Source organism: Streptomyces flavovariabilis (genome assembly GCF_000725785.1).
Lineage (GTDB): Bacteria > Actinomycetota > Actinomycetes > Streptomycetales > Streptomycetaceae > Streptomyces > Streptomyces hawaiiensis.
Genome location: NZ_JNXD01000001.1, coordinates 174659 through 191343 on the forward strand (window position 1 = coordinate 174659; position 16685 = coordinate 191343).

General features: G+C 71.5%; 18 protein-coding genes. 9 read left to right on the forward strand and 9 right to left on the reverse strand.

Translation table 11 applies throughout. The features are described from left to right. Positions 1-145 precede the first annotated feature (145 nt). Positions 146-1438 carry a glycoside hydrolase family 26 protein gene (locus tag IO24_RS0100750; protein WP_031130627.1) on the forward strand — a complete coding sequence of 431 codons (1293 nt, stop codon included), beginning with the start codon at positions 146-148 and terminating at the stop codon, positions 1436-1438. A gap of 58 nt (positions 1439-1496) precedes the next feature. On the opposite strand, the gene IO24_RS0100755 is transcribed toward IO24_RS0100750, so the two are convergent. The 8 genes from IO24_RS0100755 to IO24_RS0100790 are packed head-to-tail and all read right to left on the reverse strand — an operon-like array spanning position 1497 to position 10912. Then, a complete protein-coding gene (locus IO24_RS0100755) occupies positions 1497-2153 on the reverse strand; it encodes a YveK family protein (protein ID WP_031130629.1) in 657 nt (218 codons plus the stop codon). Further along, positions 2150-3298 carry a glycosyltransferase gene (locus IO24_RS0100760; RefSeq protein WP_031130631.1) on the reverse strand — a complete coding sequence of 383 codons (1149 nt, stop codon included), beginning with the start codon at positions 3296-3298 and terminating at the stop codon, positions 2150-2152. The genes IO24_RS0100755 and IO24_RS0100760 overlap by 4 nt, the downstream gene beginning before the upstream one ends. Position 3299: 1 nt before the next feature. Further along, positions 3300-4064 (reverse strand): polysaccharide deacetylase family protein, encoded by a 765-nt coding sequence (locus IO24_RS0100765; RefSeq protein WP_031130633.1) that lies wholly within the window; start codon positions 4062-4064, stop codon positions 3300-3302. Beyond that, positions 4048-5751, reverse strand: a complete 1704-nt coding sequence (locus tag IO24_RS0100770; RefSeq protein WP_031130635.1) for a lipid II flippase MurJ — start codon at positions 5749-5751, stop codon at positions 4048-4050. The genes IO24_RS0100765 and IO24_RS0100770 overlap by 17 nt, the downstream gene beginning before the upstream one ends. Further along, a complete protein-coding gene (locus tag IO24_RS0100775) occupies positions 5748-7091 on the reverse strand; it encodes an O-antigen ligase family protein (RefSeq protein ID WP_031130637.1) in 1344 nt (447 codons plus the stop codon). The genes IO24_RS0100770 and IO24_RS0100775 overlap by 4 nt, the downstream gene beginning before the upstream one ends. Before the next feature lie 7 nt (positions 7092-7098). Next, positions 7099-8526 (reverse strand): exopolysaccharide biosynthesis polyprenyl glycosylphosphotransferase, encoded by a 1428-nt coding sequence (locus IO24_RS0100780; RefSeq protein WP_031130639.1) that lies wholly within the window; start codon positions 8524-8526, stop codon positions 7099-7101. Further along, complete coding sequence (locus IO24_RS0100785) at positions 8523-9773, reverse strand: glycosyltransferase (protein WP_031130641.1); 1251 nt, start codon at positions 9771-9773, stop codon at positions 8523-8525. The genes IO24_RS0100780 and IO24_RS0100785 overlap by 4 nt, the downstream gene beginning before the upstream one ends. A gap of 50 nt (positions 9774-9823) precedes the next feature. Continuing rightward, positions 9824-10912 (reverse strand): hypothetical protein, encoded by a 1089-nt coding sequence (locus tag IO24_RS0100790; protein WP_031130643.1) that lies wholly within the window; start codon positions 10910-10912, stop codon positions 9824-9826. 399 nt (positions 10913-11311) lie between these two features. Between IO24_RS0100790 and IO24_RS0100795 the strand changes: the two genes are divergently transcribed. The 4 genes from IO24_RS0100795 to IO24_RS0100815 all read left to right on the forward strand — a co-directional run bounded on the left by IO24_RS0100795 (position 11312) and on the right by IO24_RS0100815 (position 14323). After that, positions 11312-12022, forward strand: a complete 711-nt coding sequence (locus tag IO24_RS0100795; protein WP_031130645.1) for a hypothetical protein — start codon at positions 11312-11314, stop codon at positions 12020-12022. Between the two features lie 633 nt (positions 12023-12655). Next, positions 12656-12778, forward strand: coding sequence for a hypothetical protein (locus IO24_RS47080; protein WP_267886808.1), 123 nt, complete (start codon positions 12656-12658; stop codon positions 12776-12778). A gap of 200 nt (positions 12779-12978) precedes the next feature. Next, complete coding sequence (locus IO24_RS0100810) at positions 12979-13470, forward strand: tyrosinase family oxidase copper chaperone (protein ID WP_031130647.1); 492 nt, start codon at positions 12979-12981, stop codon at positions 13468-13470. After that, positions 13454-14323: a tyrosinase family protein gene (locus tag IO24_RS0100815; protein ID WP_031130649.1), complete on the forward strand. Its 870-nt coding sequence runs from the start codon at positions 13454-13456 to the stop codon at positions 14321-14323. Before IO24_RS0100810 ends, IO24_RS0100815 begins: the two co-directional genes overlap by 17 nt. Positions 14324-14403: 80 nt before the next feature. On the opposite strand, the gene IO24_RS0100820 is transcribed toward IO24_RS0100815, so the two are convergent. Then, entirely contained in the window at positions 14404-14694 is a 291-nt protein-coding gene (locus tag IO24_RS0100820; protein WP_031130651.1) for a chaplin, read from the reverse strand. 387 nt (positions 14695-15081) lie between these two features. Between IO24_RS0100820 and IO24_RS0100825 the strand changes: the two genes are divergently transcribed. The 4 genes from IO24_RS0100825 to IO24_RS0100840 all read left to right on the forward strand — a co-directional run bounded on the left by IO24_RS0100825 (position 15082) and on the right by IO24_RS0100840 (position 16649). Beyond that, positions 15082-15360 carry a hypothetical protein gene (locus IO24_RS0100825; RefSeq protein ID WP_031130653.1) on the forward strand — a complete coding sequence of 93 codons (279 nt, stop codon included), beginning with the start codon at positions 15082-15084 and terminating at the stop codon, positions 15358-15360. A gap of 83 nt (positions 15361-15443) precedes the next feature. Beyond that, positions 15444-15722, forward strand: a complete 279-nt coding sequence (locus IO24_RS0100830; protein ID WP_031130655.1) for a hypothetical protein — start codon at positions 15444-15446, stop codon at positions 15720-15722. Between the two features lie 236 nt (positions 15723-15958). Continuing rightward, entirely contained in the window at positions 15959-16228 is a 270-nt protein-coding gene (locus tag IO24_RS0100835) for a hypothetical protein (RefSeq protein ID WP_031130657.1), read from the forward strand. Positions 16229-16373: 145 nt separating this feature from the next. Then, complete coding sequence (locus tag IO24_RS0100840) at positions 16374-16649, forward strand: hypothetical protein (protein WP_031130658.1); 276 nt, start codon at positions 16374-16376, stop codon at positions 16647-16649. Positions 16650-16685: the final 36 nt, after the last annotated feature.

A 16685-nucleotide genomic window follows, 5' to 3' on the forward strand; every position in this document is an offset into this window, starting at 1 on the left:
GGCTCACCCGCACGGGCGAGACCGGCACTCGAAAGCCGCAACGGCAGTGGCGCGCTTGGCTTTTCTGTGACTGACTTCATATGATTGCCCGTCAATAGCAAAAACCTCGGCAGTATTCCGGACCAGAGCGAAGAAAGGAGCAGGCATGGCCCCACAGCACAGGCGGGCCGGCGTCCGCCGGCTGGCCTTGGGCGCGGTAGCGGTCGCCGCGTCGGCCACCCTGGCGTCCAGCCCCGTCGCAGGGGTGGGCGTGGCACAAGCCGCCGAGCCCCGGGCTCCGGCTCCGACCCCGGCGACGCCCGTCGCAACGCCCCCGGCCCTCACACCTCCGGCCCTCACACCTCCGGCCCTCACACCTCCGGCCGTCGCCCAACCCCCGGTGCCGAGCCCGGCCACCACTGCGGGTGGGGGTGAGGAGCCCCCGGCCTTCGGCGTCTTCCTCAAGTCCGACGCCCGTGGCGTGGCCCGGATGCCGCTGTTCAGCCACTGGCTGGGCGGCACGGAACTCCGCGTCGGCCACACCTACCTGCCGGGACACCGCTGGCGCGACATCGAGGGTGCCCCCGACTTCCTGGACGTGTGGGCGCACTGGCGCAACAAGAAGGCCGACCGGATGCTGGTCCTCAACGTCCCCATGCAGGAGCGCAACGAGGAGGGCGTCTCCGACGGCGAGGTCAGGCAGCTGCTGCGACAGGGCGCGGCCGGGGAGTTCGATCACCACTTCCGTGTCCTCGCCGAGCGGCTGGTGGAGTTGAAGGTGCCGGACACGGTCATCGTGCTCGGCTGGGAAATGAACGGCACCACGTACACCCATCGCTGTGGGCCGGACCCGGAGGCCTGGAAGAAGTACTGGAACAGGATCGTCACCACCATGCGTTCCGTGCCGGGCCAGAAGTTTCGGTTCGATTTCACGCCGAGCCGTGGCCAGGACGCCATTCCCTGGACGAAATGTTATCCGGGGGACGACACGGTCGACATCATCGGCATGGACTCCTATGACCAGCCGACAGGTATGTCGTTCGAGCAACAGGTGAAAGAGCCCTACGGGCTGAAGCACCACGTGGATTTCGCGAAGGCTCACGGCAAACCCATTTCCTATCCGGAATGGGGGCTCTTCCGCAACGGTGACAACGCCGAGTACATGCGGCGCATGCTCGCCTGGATGGATGAGCACAGGCCGCTCTACAACACGCTGACCGACTACTGCCCGCACGGTGTGTGGCAGTGCGGAGCCAACCCGAAGTCGTCCCACCTCTACCGGTCCGCCCTGTTCGGCCGCGGCGACCAGGCCACTCCGCCCCTCACGCCCACGCCCACCCCGAAGCCGACCCCGCCCGGCACGACGCCGCCCCCGGCGGACTGCACGCCGCTGGATCTGGGCAGTTGGGTGGAGGAGTGGCTGGGCGGGAAGCTCTGTCTCCGTTTCGACTGGTGGTAGTCCACCGGCCGAGCGAAACCCTGCCCTCCGGTGCCGTGTTCGGCCGGGCCCGCCGTCGTCACCGTTGTCCGCGCACATCGGCGGCGGCGGCCGGCCCGGGCACCGAGGGGGCCGGGGCGGGCTCGCCGTCCTGGCCGGTCCTCCTGGGCCGCGCCAGCAGGGCCAGGCCGCTCAGCAGACCGCCCGCGCTCGCCCCCACCAGACCGGTCACCGCCGGTGACGCGGACGTCGGCTCGTTCGGCTCCACCGCCCGCGAGAACGGCACGAGCCGCACGTTGGTGTTGTCACTGCTGTCGTCCGCGTGGCGGGTCAGCGAGCGGGTGACCGCGTTGGCCATGTCGACGGCGAGGCCGGGGCGCGAGGAGGTGGCCGAGACGGCGACCATCGGCGCGTCCGGCGACGTCGCCGTGCGCACACTGTGCTGCAGGGTGCGCACCGGAACACCCGCGTACACCTGCGCGTCCCCGAGCACCGCGAGCTGCGTGGCGACCCGGCCGTACGCCTGAGCGAATCCCAGGGCGGCGTCCGGCGTCGACTTCCCGGTGGGTACGGCGATGACGTAGCTCGTGGCCGTGTACGTGGAGGGTGTGAGCATGCCGTACGAACCGCCGAGCAGGCCCCCGACGAGGGTGCCGGCCGCGAGCACGGACCACAGGGGAAGCCCCCTGAGACGAGCCGGGGACAAGCGGCGCTGACGGGTCGGAGTGTCGGTCATGAGGAGGTGGCTCCCAGAGGTGAGGGGGACGGCGAACTGGAGACCGCTGTCGCGTACACGTCCGTGAGACGGGCCGCGCAGTGGGTGATGCTGTAGTGGTGGGCGACCTCCGAGGCCGTGCGCGGTCCGGCGCCGGCCCCGCGGAGCGCGGCGATCGCGCGGGCGTATTCCTCGGGGCCGCCGCGCACCCGCCGGGCGCCGGTGGCGGGCGGCCGCACATCCTCGATGGCCGGGCAGGAGGCGTAGAGCACGGGCAGTCCGGACGCCAGCGCCTCCACGGCCGCCAGACCGAACGCCTCCTCGGTGGAAGGGGACGCGAGCAGGTCCATCGCCGAGGTGAGCGAGGGCAGGTCCGGGCCGGGCGAGCCGTCGGGCACGTAGGGACGTTCGCCGGTGAACACGACGCGGTCGGCCACGCCGGCCTCCAGGGCCGTGCGGCGCAGGGCCTGCTCCTCGGGGCCGCCGCCGACCAGCAGCAGCCGGCACTCGTGCGGAAGCAGGGCGAGCGCGCGGACGAGGACGTCGAACCGCTTCCCCGCGGTGAGCCGGCCGACACCGCCCACGACCCAGGCGTCCTCCGGCAGGCCCAAGTGCCGGCGGGTGTGCTCGCGCCGCTCCGGGGCGAAGCGGAAGCGGTCCAGGTCGATGCCGTTCGGAACGACCTCGATGCGGGGCGCGGGCACGCCCCAGCGCTTCAGGCGCTCGGCCACCGTCGGGGAGACGGCGACCGTGGCCGAACCGAGCCGCTCGCTGGCGAGGTACAGCCCGCGCACCCCTGCCGTCAGCCTGCGACCCTCCATCTGTGAGTCGCCCAGGGAGTGTTCGGTGGCGACGACCGCCCGGACCCCGGCCATGCGTGCGGCGAACCGGCCGTAGACGCAGGCCCGGTAGAGGTGGGTGTGCACCAGGTCGTAGCCGCCGGCGCGGATCAGCCGGACCAGGCGCGGCAGCGCGGCCAGGTCACGGTTGCCGCCCATGCCGAGATGCGTGACACGGACACCGTCGGCCGCGAGGCCCTCGGCGACCGCGCCGGGATTGGTGAGCGTCACGACGTCGCAGTCCACCGGCAGATGACGCAGCAGCAGACGCAACTGCTGCTCGGCCCCGCCGACACCGAGGCCGGTGATGATGTGCAGAGCCCTCATCTCACAGGCCCTCCACCGGGCGCCGGCGCAGCCGGTGCAGCCAGTGCTTGAGGTGCAGACGCCAGGCCGTGTCGTCCTGGCCGACGTACACGCGCGGCAGGGCGTGCGGACCGGTCAGCGGGCCGGGGTCGATGGCGCAGGCGTAGGTGTACCCCGCTTCCCGTACGGCCTCGACGGCGCGAGCGTCGATCGTGCCGTACGGGTAGCAGAACCCGTCGACCGGGGCGCCGGTCAGTTCCTCGAGCTGTGCGCGGCTCTCGGCGACCTCCGCCTTGAGCGTGAGGTCGTCCGCCTTGGTGAGGTCCACGTGCGTCAGCCCGTGCGAGCCGATCTCCACGCCTTCGGCGGCCGCGCGCCGGATGCCGTCCGCGGTGAGCAGTGGCTTGCGCGGCCCGAGCGGATCCCAGGCGTTGTCGCCGCCGAGCCGCCCGGGCAGCACGAAGAGGGTGGCGCCGCAGTCCCAGCGGTGCAGCAGCGGCAGGGCGTCGGTGACGAAGTCGGCGTACCCGTCGTCGAAGGTCAGCCCGACCAGGTTCCGCCCCTCACCCCGGGCGCGGGCGGCGAGCAGCTCGGTCACGGACACGCCCCGCAGACCGCGTCGGCGCAGCCAGGCCAGCTGCCTCGCGAGCCGTTCGGGCGTGACCGTGATGCGGTACGGGTCGTCCGAGCAGTCGCCCACCGAGTGGTACATCGCCACCCAGGGGGCCGGGCCCTTGTGCGGGACCGAGGGTCTGCGGGTGTCCAGGGAATCAACGGAAGCGGCCATGTGCGAGCCTTCGTGTGACGGCGCGTAGGGAGCGCAGAGCGGACGCGGAACTCTGGGCACCGAGGGCCCAGGTGAGCGGGACGAAGACGAAGGTCACGGTCAGGAGGCCGGCCGCGAGGCCCGCCGCCGGGGACGGCAGCCGGCTCGCGGCGAACGCCCCCGCGGCCGTGGCGACGAGAGCGGCGGACACCAGCCTGCTCAGCTCGGCCAGGACCTGCCGGACACGGACCGAGACGCTGTGGGGGCTCTTCAGCCGGCCCGTTCGCAGCCCGGCGAGCAGCAGGGCGGCCGTGCCGGTGATGCCGAGGGCGTTGGCGGCGGCGATCCCCGCCACGCCCCAGGAGTGCACGGAGGCGGCGCCGATCCAAAACGTCACCACGATGCCCACCGCCATCGCGCCGAGGGGGTACCAGGTGGCCCGGCCCGCGCAGAAGTAGGACCGCACGAGGGCGCCCACCAGGGTCTGGCCCAGCAGCCCGAGTGCGTACACGCGCATGACGCCCGCCGTCGCGGCGGTGTCGCTCGCGGTGAACGCCCCCCGCTGGAAGAGCAGTTCGATCATCTGGGGGGCGCAGGCGGTCACCGCGCACACGCCCAGCAGCACCAGCCACGAGGCGAGCGCCAGATCCCGTTCCACGCGGCTGCGGGCCCGCGCGGTGTCGCCGTCCGCGAGGGCCCGCGCCACCACCGGGAAGGTGACGGTGCACACCATCAGCGACAGCGTCATCGGGATCTGGGCGACCTTCTGCGCGTAGTTCAGGTGCGAGATGGCGCCGGCGGGCAGGCCGGAGGCGAGGAAGCGTTCCGCGAGGACCTGCGACTGGCGGCACAGGGCGAAGAGGAGTACCGCGGCGATCAGGGCGAGTTGCATCGGCCGCTCCTCGACCACCGCCCCGGACCTGGCGAAAGGCGGCGTGCGCGACGCCAGTCGCCGCCACAGCGACGGCAGTTGCACCGCCACCATCAGACAGCCGCCCGCCGCGACCCCGACCGCGGCGGAGCGCACGCCCCAGCCCTCGCCGAGGAGGAACATCGCGGCGATGATGCCGGTGTTGTAGGCGACGTAGATCGCCGCGGGCGCGAGGAAACAGCGGTGTGCCCGCAGGGCGGCACTGCAGTACCCGGCGAGCCCGAAGGCGAGCACGCAGGTCGCCGTGATCCGGGTGCAGTCGACGGCGAGCCGGGGGTCCGGCAGCCCGGGAGCGAGCGCCTGGACCAGGTAGGGAGCCGTGCCGGCGATCAGCGCGGCCACCGCGGCGAGGGCGAGGCAGAGCCGGGGCAGGGTGGCGCGGACCAGGGCGCGGACCGGGTCGCCCGGTGCGCCCCGCGCGCGGCGGGCCAGCGCCATGCTGAACGCCGGGATCAGCGCGATCGCCAGCCCGTCCTCGATGAGCAGCGTGGCGGCGAACTCAGGAACCGTCCATGCCACCAGGAAGGCGTCCGTGTCGCTCCCGGCGCCGAACAGCCGCGCCAGCGACTGGTCGCGCACCAGGCCGAGCAGTGAACCGGCGATGGACAGCGACGCCGTGATGAGCGCGGCCCTGGCCAGGAAGCTCCCGGAGACCGACGACGCCGACGCCGAGGCCTGGTCGGCACCGTCGCCGGCCTTGGTGGCGGCACGCGCCGGGGGCACGGTCGCGGCGTCGTCCGTTTCGGGCCCGGGGGTCTGCGAAGGCACCACCGTCATCGCGCCAGGGCCTCCTCGCCGGCGTGCTCGTGCACCCCGCTGCGGGGCGCCTCCGCACGCGCGTCGCCGGTCAGCGCCCACCACGCCCCGAGCCCCATGGCCACGGCGATCAGCACGGTCGAGGGGCCGCCGATGTCTCCGTACATGAAGTCGGTCAGCAGCCAGACCAGCAGTCCGCAGGCGACGAGCCCGCAGTCGAGTCCCGGGCCGCGGTCGCGGAGGCGCACCAGGCGCCGCATCCCGCACACCAGCAGTGCCAGCCAGCTTCCGGCGAGCGCGAGCAGCCCGATCAGGCCCTGCTCGCTCAGCACCAGGAGGTACATGTTGTGCGGAGACAGCAGTGGCTGCCTCTGGTAGGCCGCTCCCGCGCCTTCGGTCTCGCTGCCCGACGACAGCGCGAGCGTCGCGTGCCCGTCCCGGTACTCGGGGAAGCCCTTCAGCCCGACACCGGTCAGCGGGTGCTGCCGCCAGATCTCCGTGGCGGACGCCCACAGGGTGTACCGGTCGACGACGGACTGGTCGGGCGCGTCGGCGACCTGGGCGATGCTGCCGATCCGCTGTTGCAGAAGCGCCGAGCCCACGCCGAACCCGCCCACCAGGATCACGCCGGCGGCGACCGCGGCCGCGGCCACCTTGAGCGCGCGCCGCCATCCGGTCAGAACCAGCTGGACGGCGCACGTCAGGACGGTCGCGATCCAGGCACCCCGGCTGAAGGAGAGCGCGAGCGGCAGCAGCAGCACCGATGCGCACGCGGCGGCGGCCACCCGCTGCCGTACGGACACCCGGCCCAGCGCGATCCCGACCGCGCACACCAGGCCGAGGGAGACCGCCGTCGCCATGCCCATCACGTCCTGTGGCCCGAAGGTGCCCACCGCCCGGATGTTCTCGCCCTGGTAGGAGGCACCGGTCCGGGTGACGAACTGGTGGACACCGACGGCCCCCTGGCACAGACCGAGCCCCACGCAGGACCAGGCCACCATCCGGAAGCCGGTCCGGTCGCGCAGCAGCAGCAGCACGGCCGCCGGAACGAGTACGAAGGTCTGCAGATAACGCCCCAGGCCGGTGAGCCCGGCCTGGGGCGAGAACGCCCCCATGGCGGCGAGCGCGAGCCCCACGACCGGCAGGCCCAGGACCACGGCAGCGGCGGGCGACAGCGGGCGCCGCCGTTCGAGCAGGAGACGGATCACGCAGTACACCACCACCAGCCCGGAGAGCACGTCGGCGGGCCCCGCGCCGTCCCGCGTCAGCGGCAGCGCCAGCAGGGCGGGTACGGCCACGACGAGCAGGGCCGGTGTCCGCGCGGCGACGCGGTGGGGAAGCGGTGTCAGTGCGAGGCTCACGTCTCTCTCAGCTCCCCGTGGGACGTACCACCGTGGCGGCGGTGCGCAGCAGGATGCAGACGTCCTGCCAAAGGGACCAGTCGTCGATGTAGGCGTTGTCGAACCGGCAGCGGTCCTCGATCGAGGTGTCGCCGCGCAGACCGTGGATCTGGGCGAGGCCGGTGATGCCGGTCCGCATCCGGTGACGGACCGTGTAGCCGGGGTAGGTCTGGCCGAACTGGGCGACGAAGTAGGGGCGTTCGGGCCGGGGTCCGACCAGGCTCATGTCGCCCCGCAGCACGTTCCACAGCTGGAGCAGTTCGTCGAGCGAGGTGCGTCGCAGCATCCGGCAGAACCAGCGCATCTCGTTCTCGTTCGCCACGCTCCACCGGGTCGCCGACTCGTGCTCGTCGACCGGGCGGTGCGTACGGAACTTCAGCAGCGTGAACGGCTTGCCGCCCCTGCCGATGCGCTCCTGCCGGAACACCACGCCCGGCCCGTCGCTGATCCGCAGCGCCGCGGCGAAGGTCAGCAACAGCGGGCTGACCAGCAGCAACAGCGTCCCCGACACAAGGATGTCGAGTGTCCGCTTGGCCGCGCTGTCACGCCGGGCCGGGGCCATGTCCAGCCGCCGGCAGGAGAACCCGGCCAGCCGCTCCCGCGTCGCGTACGACGGGGATTCCGCGTCGACCTCCCAGACCACGCAGCCCGACTCGGCCAGCGCCCGCAGCAGCGGCTCCTGTTCGGCGCGTACGGAGGGGTGCACGGCCAGCACCGCCCGCACCCCGTTCTGGATGACCGCGCGCTCGACCTCCTCGGCGGTCGTCAGCACCGGCAGGGTCTCGGTGCCGTCCGCTTGCTCGGCGACGATCCCCACCGGCCGTACACCGCAGCGCGGGAGACGCAGGACGGCGGCGGCCACGCGCTGGGCGGTCGTGACCGGCCCGATGACGAGTGCCGTGTGCGGGTGGCGCAGCAGCGCGGAGCGGCGCCGGGCGTGCACGGCTCCGCGCAGCGCGCAGCCGGCCACGACCTGCAGGGCGAGACCCGTCAGCACCGTACGGAGGGACAACGCGTGCTCCGGCCGGTACGCCGCCAGGAGCGCCGCGAGCGCCAGCCACGCCACCGCGATGCGACCGCACACGGCGGGCAGTTCCTCCAGCAGCCCGGGTACCGGTGGCCGCCCGTCGCGCCGGCGCAGCAGCAGCGAGGCGACGACCAGCAGGGTGACGAGGAGCGGACGGCGCTGGGCCTCGGTGAGCGCGAGCGTGCCCGCCAGGGCGGCGAAGCCGTCGGCGAAGAGCAGCGGGAGGGGTGAGGCCGCCCGGGCCGGGTGCCGTGGGGCGGACGACCGGAAACCGGTGGAGGTGCCGCGCGGCGGCATGACCGAGACTGGTGAGGATCCGTGGTCCCGTGGCGGTACGCCGGGGGAGGGCACGGTACGTTCGGCGGTCACGAGTGGATGGACTCCCTGTACTCGGTGGGCTCGACGCGCTGTGTTGTCCGGTTCGCCTCGGCGCCACGTCCGGTGTCGAGCGGCTGACCGTGCTCAGCGCTGGGGGTGGTGGCGGTCCATGGGCCGAGCAGGTCGCGATAGACGTCCGAGACGGCCTCGGCGGTGTGCCGCACGTCGTGGGTGGACAGCACGTGCCGGCGGCCCTGGTCGCCGAGCGACTCGCGCAGCAGCGGGTCCGCCAGCAGCGCGGTGACGGCCCCGGCCAGCGTCGCAGGGTCCTCCGGCGGGACCAGGCACCGGGCGGAGGAGGAGGGTGGCAGGCTCTCGCGGGCGCCGTCGACGTCCGTGACGACCACCGGCCGCCCGCAGGCCATCGCCTCCAGCGGCGCCAGGGCCATGCCCTCCCAGCGGGACGGCAGGACGACGAGGTCGGCGGCCTGGTACCAGGGGGAGGCGTCGGCGACGGCTCCCGCGAACACCACTGATCGCGGGGCGTTCTCGCGAAGCCGGTCGTGGTCGGGCCCGTCGCCGACCAGGACGAGGCGGGCGCCGGGCACCTGCTGTTCGACGGTCTCCCACGCCCGCAGCAGGACGTCCTGGCCCTTCTGCCGGCACAACCGTCCCACGCACACGGCGAGCGGTGCCGCAGGGTGGATGCCGGCGAGCGGGGTCAGCCCGGCCCGTACGTCGTCCGCTGCGGCCGGACGGAAACGCTCGGGGTCGATGCCGTTGGGGACCACGGTCCACCGGCCGGTGATCCTGGCGCCCATGCCGGTCGCGCGTTCCGCCTCGCTCACACACACCACGCGTGAGGCCCAACGCGCGCCCCAGCGTTCCCACATGAGCGCCAGGGTCGCGGTGCTCCCGCCGACCGCCTCGAACGACCAGGCGTGCGGCTGGAAGACCGTCGGGATCCGCCCGCGTACCGCGAGGCGTCCGGCGAGCCCGGCCTTCGCGCTGTGTGCGTGCACCAGATCCGGACGCACCTCGTCGATCACCCGTGCCAGGTGCCGTACTTCCCGGACGAGCGACGTTCCGGGCGACCGCGTCGCGTGCCAGTGCCGTACGCGCGCTCCGAGCGTCCGCAGCTTCGTGGTGAGCGCGCTGTCGGGGCAGGCCACGGTGACGTCCAGGCCGTCCGACAGCTGGGCCTGGACCAGGTCCGTGACGACGCGCGCGACGCCGCCGTCCACCGGCTGGGTGAGGTGCAGGACTCTGGGGTGAGGAGCGGTGGATGACAGGTGCATGTGCGCGGATTCCTCGCTCGCGAAGGCGTTCGGGGCGGTCGGCGGCGTACTCACCGCCGTGCGTCGACGGCGACGAAGAGCACGCCGGCCCACGCCGCGTCCTGCTGGGACCGGATCCGGAAGGTCGCCTCGTCGCCGGGTTGCTGCAGGCTGCTTCCGAGGTCGAACACGTCCGAGTCGTAGCCGAGGTTGTTGGCATAGGAGGGCACCCGTGCCGCATCCGCCCCGGGCTCACTGATGGTGGAATTGAGGACGTCGTCCCGGGGGTTGGCGGCGTTGGTGAGGGGGGTCTCGGCCTGGCCGTTCGTCACGGTGAGCGAGTCGCCGGTGGTGCCGCGGTCGCCGTTGTACGTCACCAGGCCCGCACGGCCCCCCGCGCCCGCGGCGAATCCCAGGCCGGGCAGGCGGATGTCCTGTCCCGTACCGGACCTCAGCGGGGTGAAGCCGTCCCAGACCGCGAGGTGCCGCAGCGGCTCCGCCGGGTTCTCGTAGGCCACCACGAGCGTCCAGCCGCCCCAGGCCCCGGCCGTCGACCTGCCCATGGCGATGTTGATCTGTGCCACGGTGTACAGGCCCGCTCCGCCCTCCCGCACCAGCCGTGTCACGTCGGCCGAGGCCTGGAAGGCGTCCATGCCGTCCAGCACGCGGTGCCCGACCAGCGTGTCGGCGAGCAACTCCTTGTACTGGCCGCCGGGTTCGGCGATCAGCACGCGCCCGTTGTCCTCCGGCGGCTTCTGTTCGCCCACGCGCAGGTTGCCGCCCCAGTAGAGGCGCGCGTACGTGACCCGGGAGCTGTTGGGCAGGCGGACCTCCGCGCGGGAGGAGTTGTAGGTGTTGGGGTCGCGGTCGACATCGACGTAGTACATGTCGAAGTCGCCGTTCACACCGGAGCCGCCTGCCTGGGCGTCCGGGCACGAAGGGCTTTGGGCCGTGCGGCACGTGATCGATGCGTTGGCCGCGCGTACGATGCCGCCGTGCTGGAGCGCGCGGTACCGCTCGGTGAAGCTGAGGCTCTCGGCCTCCGGTGCGGGTGCGGCAGCCGGCGCGGCCGCGGGGGAACTGCTGGCTGCCCACACGGCGGCAAGGGCGAGGACGCCCACGGTCGCGCGGCGAAACAGCGGGCCCAGGGAATGGCGCATGACCGGTTGTTGCCCTTTCGGAACAGGTGGCCGTGGCAGAGCGCCACGAGTGCGATGTGTCCGCGCTGACGAGTGCGTCGGGCGGTTCGCAACTCTAGTCATCAACCGGACATAGTCGATGAAATTCGGTGAAACCTGACAGTGTGTCGGAATCGTGAAATCGCACATCTTTGCTGGTTTCGGTCACCGACTCGCCCTCGGGCGGCGCCTCCGCTCGGCGCGGGCCGCCGCATTGCTCCGCCAAGGACCGGGGCGGTGCGCCCTGACAAACCGTCTGATCAGGCCGGACGCGGCAAAAGAGGGAATTGTGCCATCCCGAAAAGCGTATGAGCGGTTGCGGGAAGCCGTGGGTGCTTTCACGGTGGGCTCAAGATCCAACGCCGTCGAAAGGAATCCCCAATGTGTGCTCTGCCCGTGCGGCGCATCGCGTCCGGCGCGCTCTGCGCCGCCCTCCTGGTCGGGATCACCGGCCCCGTCGCCATGGCGGCCGAATCGACCCGCGGGCACGGCCACGTGGCGCCCGAGGCCCGGCTTCCCGGCACGGATGCGCGCCTCGCGCAGATCGGGAAACTGAACTGGGGCGAGCTCACCCCCGTCGCCGACCTGCTGAGAACCGTGCTCCGGGACAGCAACGGCAAACTGCCCCCGGCCGAGGCCAGGAGGCTGGGAGCCGCCGCGAAGGCCGCCCTGGCCGACGCGGCCGCCAAGGGTGCGCAGACCTCGCTCATGTCGACGGCTGTGCGGCTGCCGGCTCCCGCCTGGCCCGCCGCGGTACCCGCGGCGTCGGTGTCGGCGCCGCGCGCCGCCAACCCCGTGACCGACCTGCTCGACCTCGTACTCGGAGCGGTCGACGGCCTCCTGAAGGCGATCACCTCCGGTGTCGGCGGCGTCCTTCCCTCGGTCGACGACCTGCTCACCGGGGTGGACGGCCTCCTCGCCGCGCTGACCGCGGGCGACCCGCAGCTCGAGGACGAACCGGTCGCGTCGACACCGGCCGACGAGCCGTCCAGCGAGTCGCCCGGCACGTCGTCGACATCGGCGCCTGCGGAGACGGCCGTCACGCTCCCCGAGGTGCCGCTGCTGACGCCGGTGCTGCCGCCGACCTCTTGAGCCCGTCCAGTCGTGGTGCCGACCGCAGGGGAGCGGCGCCACGACTGTTGTTCTTCAGTCCTTTAATAGATTTCGTATGAGGTATCGGCAATCTTCGGCATCCCCGGTTTCCGCCCAGGCCAGGGCTCGTTAGGCACGGCGACAGAATTCCCTCCGGCGACGCGCGTTGCCGAAGAAAGGAACACGATGAAGTCTCTGAAGGCTGCCGCCGTCTTTGCCGGATCCCTGATCGCCGCCGGTTCCGCCACGCCCGCGTTCGCCCAGGACGCCATGGTCGCTCCGAGCGCCCCCGCCGCTCAGAGCGCTCCGGATGTGCAGGCTGCTCCGGCTCCTCAGGCTGCTCCGGCTCCTCAGGCGGCTCCGGTTGCCCAGACGGCTCCGGTTGCTCAGGCGGCTCCGGTTCAGAGTGCTCCCGTCGCCCAGAGCGCTCCGGCTGTTCAGAGTGCCCCGGCCGCCCAGCCCGCTCCGGCTCCCCAGGCTGCTCCGGTCGCTCAGCCTGCCCCGGCTGTTCAGAGCGCTCCGGTTGCCCCGCCCGCTCCGCCTGCTCCGGTTGCTCAGCCCGCTCCCGCTCCTCAGCCCGCTCCGGTCGCTCAGAACACCCGCGACCTGGCGTCCACCGACCTCACCGGCGGCGTGAGCACCAAGGTTCCCCTGGACGTGACCGCCGAAGGCAAGGAGTCGCTGGTCCACACGGCGAAGAACGCCGCGTCCGCGGTCAACGACGCCAAGCCGGTGCACGGCAACCTGTGGTTCTAGGGCGCGAACCATGCCGTACGGAGGGCCGGTCCTCGGGAAGTCCGAGGACCGGCCCTCCGTACGTGCCCACCCAGTGACGTGACCCGCTCTCTCCCCCGGGGAACGGACGCCGGTGATCACTTGTCTGGCCGCACGGCGGTGACCGCGCGGGAGTTCCGGCGGTTACGGCTACGACACCGGAACCGGACGAGGAGCGGACCATGGCCGTCAGCATCGGCGGAGGACAGACGGGGGACGGGGTGCCGGCCCCGGCGCGACCCGGACCGGGCGCCACACGGCGGGAGGTGACGCGCGGTCTGCGTGTCTGCGCCTTCGCCGCGGCTGTGGCGGCCCCGGTGGCCGCCGCCCTCCGGTCGCAGCGCCCCGGACCTGGGGACGCCCAGAGCGGCACCGTCTTCGTCGAGACCCGTCGCGGCCGCCGCATCGGCATGGTGTGGACCCCACCGCACGACAGGGCCGGGCAGGGCCGGTGGCACGTCACCGTGGACGGCCGCCCGCTGCACCTGATGCGCCGGGCCGACGGCACCTGGCTGAGCATGGTCGACCACTACTGCTCCCACCCCTCACCGCTCGAGGCCGCCCGCGCCGCCGTCGACGCCCTCGGCCCCGGTCAGCGCCTGCGCGAACCGGCCCCGGGGCCGGGAAGCGCGGGCCACGTACACGCGGAGCACCGGCGTGGCGTACGTACGTAGGGACGCCGGTACGCTCACCAGGGCCGAGCAGCGGCGGTTCGTCAAGGCGCTGCTGGAGGTCAAACGGCGGGGCGAGTACGACGAGTTCGTTCGGATGCACATCGAGTACTTCTCCGCGGACGGCGAGCACGCACTGCGCGCCGCGCACATGGCGCCCTCGTTCCTGCCCTGGCACCGCCGGTTCCTGCTCGACCTGGAGCGCGCGCTGCGCCGGGTGGACTCCTCGGTGACGTTGCCGTACTGGGACTGGACGCGCGACCGCACGACCACCTCCGCGCCCTGGACGGCCCATTTCCTCGGGGGTGACGGGCGCCGTTCCGACCACCAGGTGACGACAGGTCCGTTCGCCTATCGGGAAGGCAACTGGACCATCAAGGTGAACGTGACCGACAGGGTGTTCCTCACGCGGGACCTCGGACGTCCCCGCAACCCGATCGGGCTGCCCACGAGGAGCGAGCTGGAGTGGGCGCTGAAGGACCCCGTCTACGACGTGGCGCCCTGGGACTCGACGGTCTCCCGGGGTTTCCGCAACAAGCTGGAGGGCTGGGGCGGCAGCGCCCGCGGCAGCACGGCCTGGCGCAACCACAACCGGGTACACGGCTGGGTCGGTGGGGACATGCTCGGCGGCGCTTCCGTCAACGACCCCGTGTTCTGGTTGCACCACGCTTTCATCGACCTGCAGTGGCACCGCTGGCAACGCCGGCACCGCGATGCCGGCTACCTGCCCGCCAAGCCACCGCGCAGGGGCGATCGGCAGTACGGCCGGATCGTGGCGCGGCACCAGAGCCTGCCGCCGTGGGACGTGACCCCGGCGGAACTGGAGGACGTCGGCCGGATCTACCGCTACGCGTGACGTGACCCAGGCTTCCGCCGGGCACACGGGGAGAGCCCCGGCCTTCGGGGGCCGGGGCTCTCGGGTCAGGACAGCGGAAGTCAGTGGCGGTGGCCGCTCTTCTTGCCGCTCTTCTTGTCGTGCTTCTTGTGGCTCTCGTTCTTGCACTCGTTGCCGACAGCCGGGTTCAGCAGACCGACCACGTTCACGGTGTTGCCGCACACGTTGATCGGCACGTGGACCGGAACCTGGACCACGTTGCCGGACAGGACGCCGGGCGAGCCGATGGCCGCGCCCTTGGCGCCGGCGTCCGCGGCGGCGAGACCGGCCCCACTGAGCACCACGGCGCTCGTGCCGAGAGCAACAGCGCCAACCTTCGCGATGCGAGACATCACGTTCTCCCTTACTGACTAGGTAAGTGCGGCAGCAGTACGAGCGCCGCACTGCCCTTTCAACGCGACGACCCCCATCCGGTCACGAGAAATCTTCTCCGGATCACCCATCTTGAACAGGGGCTCCGCCAAATGGGTGTTGATCGCGGCCGTCTGCTCGTCCCCGGCTTTCTGCCGGGTCTGCTGGCGGGCACGGCAGCCGGTTCGGGGCGGTGGTCCGACAGGGACCCATCCGGCGGATGCACGGCAACGCCATGACGGGCGCTTTCACAAGAAAGCCACGCCGCGGCGCGTTTCGCGTGGCAAAAGCCGCAAACGACGCTTATCTTAGCGACTGTCGGTGACCGGACCATAACGGTTCGTGTCGACTCGAGAATCGGAGAAGTAATGCGCAAGTACCAGAAGGCCGCGGTCGTCGTGGCCATGCTCGGCAGCGTCAGCTTCCTCGGCGCTGGCGTTGGTCACGCTGCGGGCGGGGACGACAAGTTCAAGCTCGAGAACGAGCAGGCCCAGTCCTGCGAGCAGAACGACAGCACCCAGGGTCTGGTCAACATCGACGACGTCAACGTCAACGTTGCCGCTCTGCTGGGCCTGGCCAACCAGGACAACAGCGAGCGCGAGTCCCTGAACTGCTCGCAGGCCTTCTCGCTGCGTGGCGGCCACTGATCAGGTTGATCCAGGCAGGCCCCGGGGCTCGAACCATGTGTCCGAGCCCCGGGGCCTGCCGCCTGACTGAAGGAAAAAGGCAGATGTTCAACACGAAGAAGACCGCGGCGGTGGCGGCGGTTCTGGGGAGCTTCGCTCTCATGGGGGTCGGTGCCGTCCAGGCCTCGGCCCAGGGTGGTCCCGGTACGTGCGTCGAGGACGGCAAGGGGCACGTCCGCTGCGTGCAGATGAGTGAGTACCAGGTCATCAAGGACAAGCGCGGGAACGTCACCGTCGTCAACGACTCGACGCAGACCTGTCCGACGTCGCACAGCCAGGTCAGCTGTGTCGACAGTGCCGTGATCCCCCTCAAGGGCGCCTGACGCCTCCGCCGGCCGGTGCGGGCTCCGTGTGCCTGACGGCGTGCGCGGCCCTCGGTGGTGACTCGGGGTTCGGTCACTCGCTGCGCGTCGGTGAGCGGAACTATAAAACGTCTTTTCCAGAAACATACGCGATTGGGCGTTTCGCCCGGTCAAGAAACGTATCGGCCGCCTAGGGTTGGCAACTGTCGGTGACCAGTCCATTACGGTCTGTGTCGATTCGAGAAATCGGAGAAGTAATGCGCAAGTACCAGAAGGCCGCAGTCGTCGTGGCCATGCTCGGCAGCGTCAGCTTCCTTGGCGCTGGCGTTGGTCACGCTGCGGACGGGGACGAGAAGTTCAAGCTCGAGAACGAGCAGGCCCAGTCGTGCCAGCAGAACGACTCGCGTGAGGGACTCATCAACATCGACGACATCAACGTCAACCTCGCCATCCTGGGTCTCGCCAACCAGGACAACAGCGAGCGCGAGTCTGTGACCTGCTCGCAGACCTTCTCCCTGGGCAAGTAATCACCGACCAGGTGATCAGGCAGGCCCCGGGGCTCGAACCAGGTGTCCGAGCCCCGGGGCCTGCCGCTTGGCTTCTTCACCGGTAATGCGTCCGGAACGACTCCGCTGCCCAGCGGCGGCGAGTCGACCGTAAAGGAAAAGGTAAATGCTCACTTCGAAGAAGATCGCAGCGGTAGCAGGAATTCTGGGGAGCTTTGCTCTGATCGGTGTCGGTGCCGCCCAGGCCTCTGCCAACGGTGGCCCCGGCAAGTGCGTCGACGACGGCAACGGTCACGTTCGCTGCGTGGAACTGAGCCAGTACACGTACACCACCGACAAGGGCAAGGTCACTGTCGTCAACCACTCGACGCAGGAGTGCCCGACTTCGCACAGCCAGGTCTCCTGCGTCAGCAGCGCCGTCGTCCCCGGCAAGAAGGCCTGACGCCCGCCGAGACCGAGGTGCCTCGTTCACGGCGCG

Bases quoted from the DNA above. Each gene is read 5' to 3' on its own strand.
- IO24_RS0100750 (WP_031130627.1), top strand. From the start codon at position 146: ATGGCCCCACAGCACAGGCGGGCCGGCGTCCGCCGGCTGGCCTTGGGC.
- IO24_RS0100755 (WP_031130629.1), bottom strand. From the start codon at position 2,153: ATGACCGACACTCCGACCCGTCAGCGCCGCTTGTCCCCGGCTCGTCTC.
- IO24_RS0100760 (WP_031130631.1), bottom strand. From the start codon at position 3,298: ATGAGGGCTCTGCACATCATCACCGGCCTCGGTGTCGGCGGGGCCGAG.
- IO24_RS0100765 (WP_031130633.1), bottom strand. From the start codon at position 4,064: ATGGCCGCTTCCGTTGATTCCCTGGACACCCGCAGACCCTCGGTCCCG.
- IO24_RS0100770 (WP_031130635.1), bottom strand. From the start codon at position 5,751: ATGACGGTGGTGCCTTCGCAGACCCCCGGGCCCGAAACGGACGACGCC.
- IO24_RS0100785 (WP_031130641.1), bottom strand. From the start codon at position 9,773: ATGCACCTGTCATCCACCGCTCCTCACCCCAGAGTCCTGCACCTCACC.
- IO24_RS0100790 (WP_031130643.1), bottom strand. From the start codon at position 10,912: ATGCGCCATTCCCTGGGCCCGCTGTTTCGCCGCGCGACCGTGGGCGTC.
- IO24_RS0100795 (WP_031130645.1), top strand. From the start codon at position 11,312: ATGTGTGCTCTGCCCGTGCGGCGCATCGCGTCCGGCGCGCTCTGCGCC.
- IO24_RS0100810 (WP_031130647.1), top strand. From the start codon at position 12,979: ATGGCCGTCAGCATCGGCGGAGGACAGACGGGGGACGGGGTGCCGGCC.
- IO24_RS0100820 (WP_031130651.1), bottom strand. From the start codon at position 14,694: ATGTCTCGCATCGCGAAGGTTGGCGCTGTTGCTCTCGGCACGAGCGCC.
- IO24_RS0100825 (WP_031130653.1), top strand. From the start codon at position 15,082: ATGCGCAAGTACCAGAAGGCCGCGGTCGTCGTGGCCATGCTCGGCAGC.
- IO24_RS0100830 (WP_031130655.1), top strand. From the start codon at position 15,444: ATGTTCAACACGAAGAAGACCGCGGCGGTGGCGGCGGTTCTGGGGAGC.
- IO24_RS0100835 (WP_031130657.1), top strand. From the start codon at position 15,959: ATGCGCAAGTACCAGAAGGCCGCAGTCGTCGTGGCCATGCTCGGCAGC.
- IO24_RS0100840 (WP_031130658.1), top strand. From the start codon at position 16,374: ATGCTCACTTCGAAGAAGATCGCAGCGGTAGCAGGAATTCTGGGGAGC.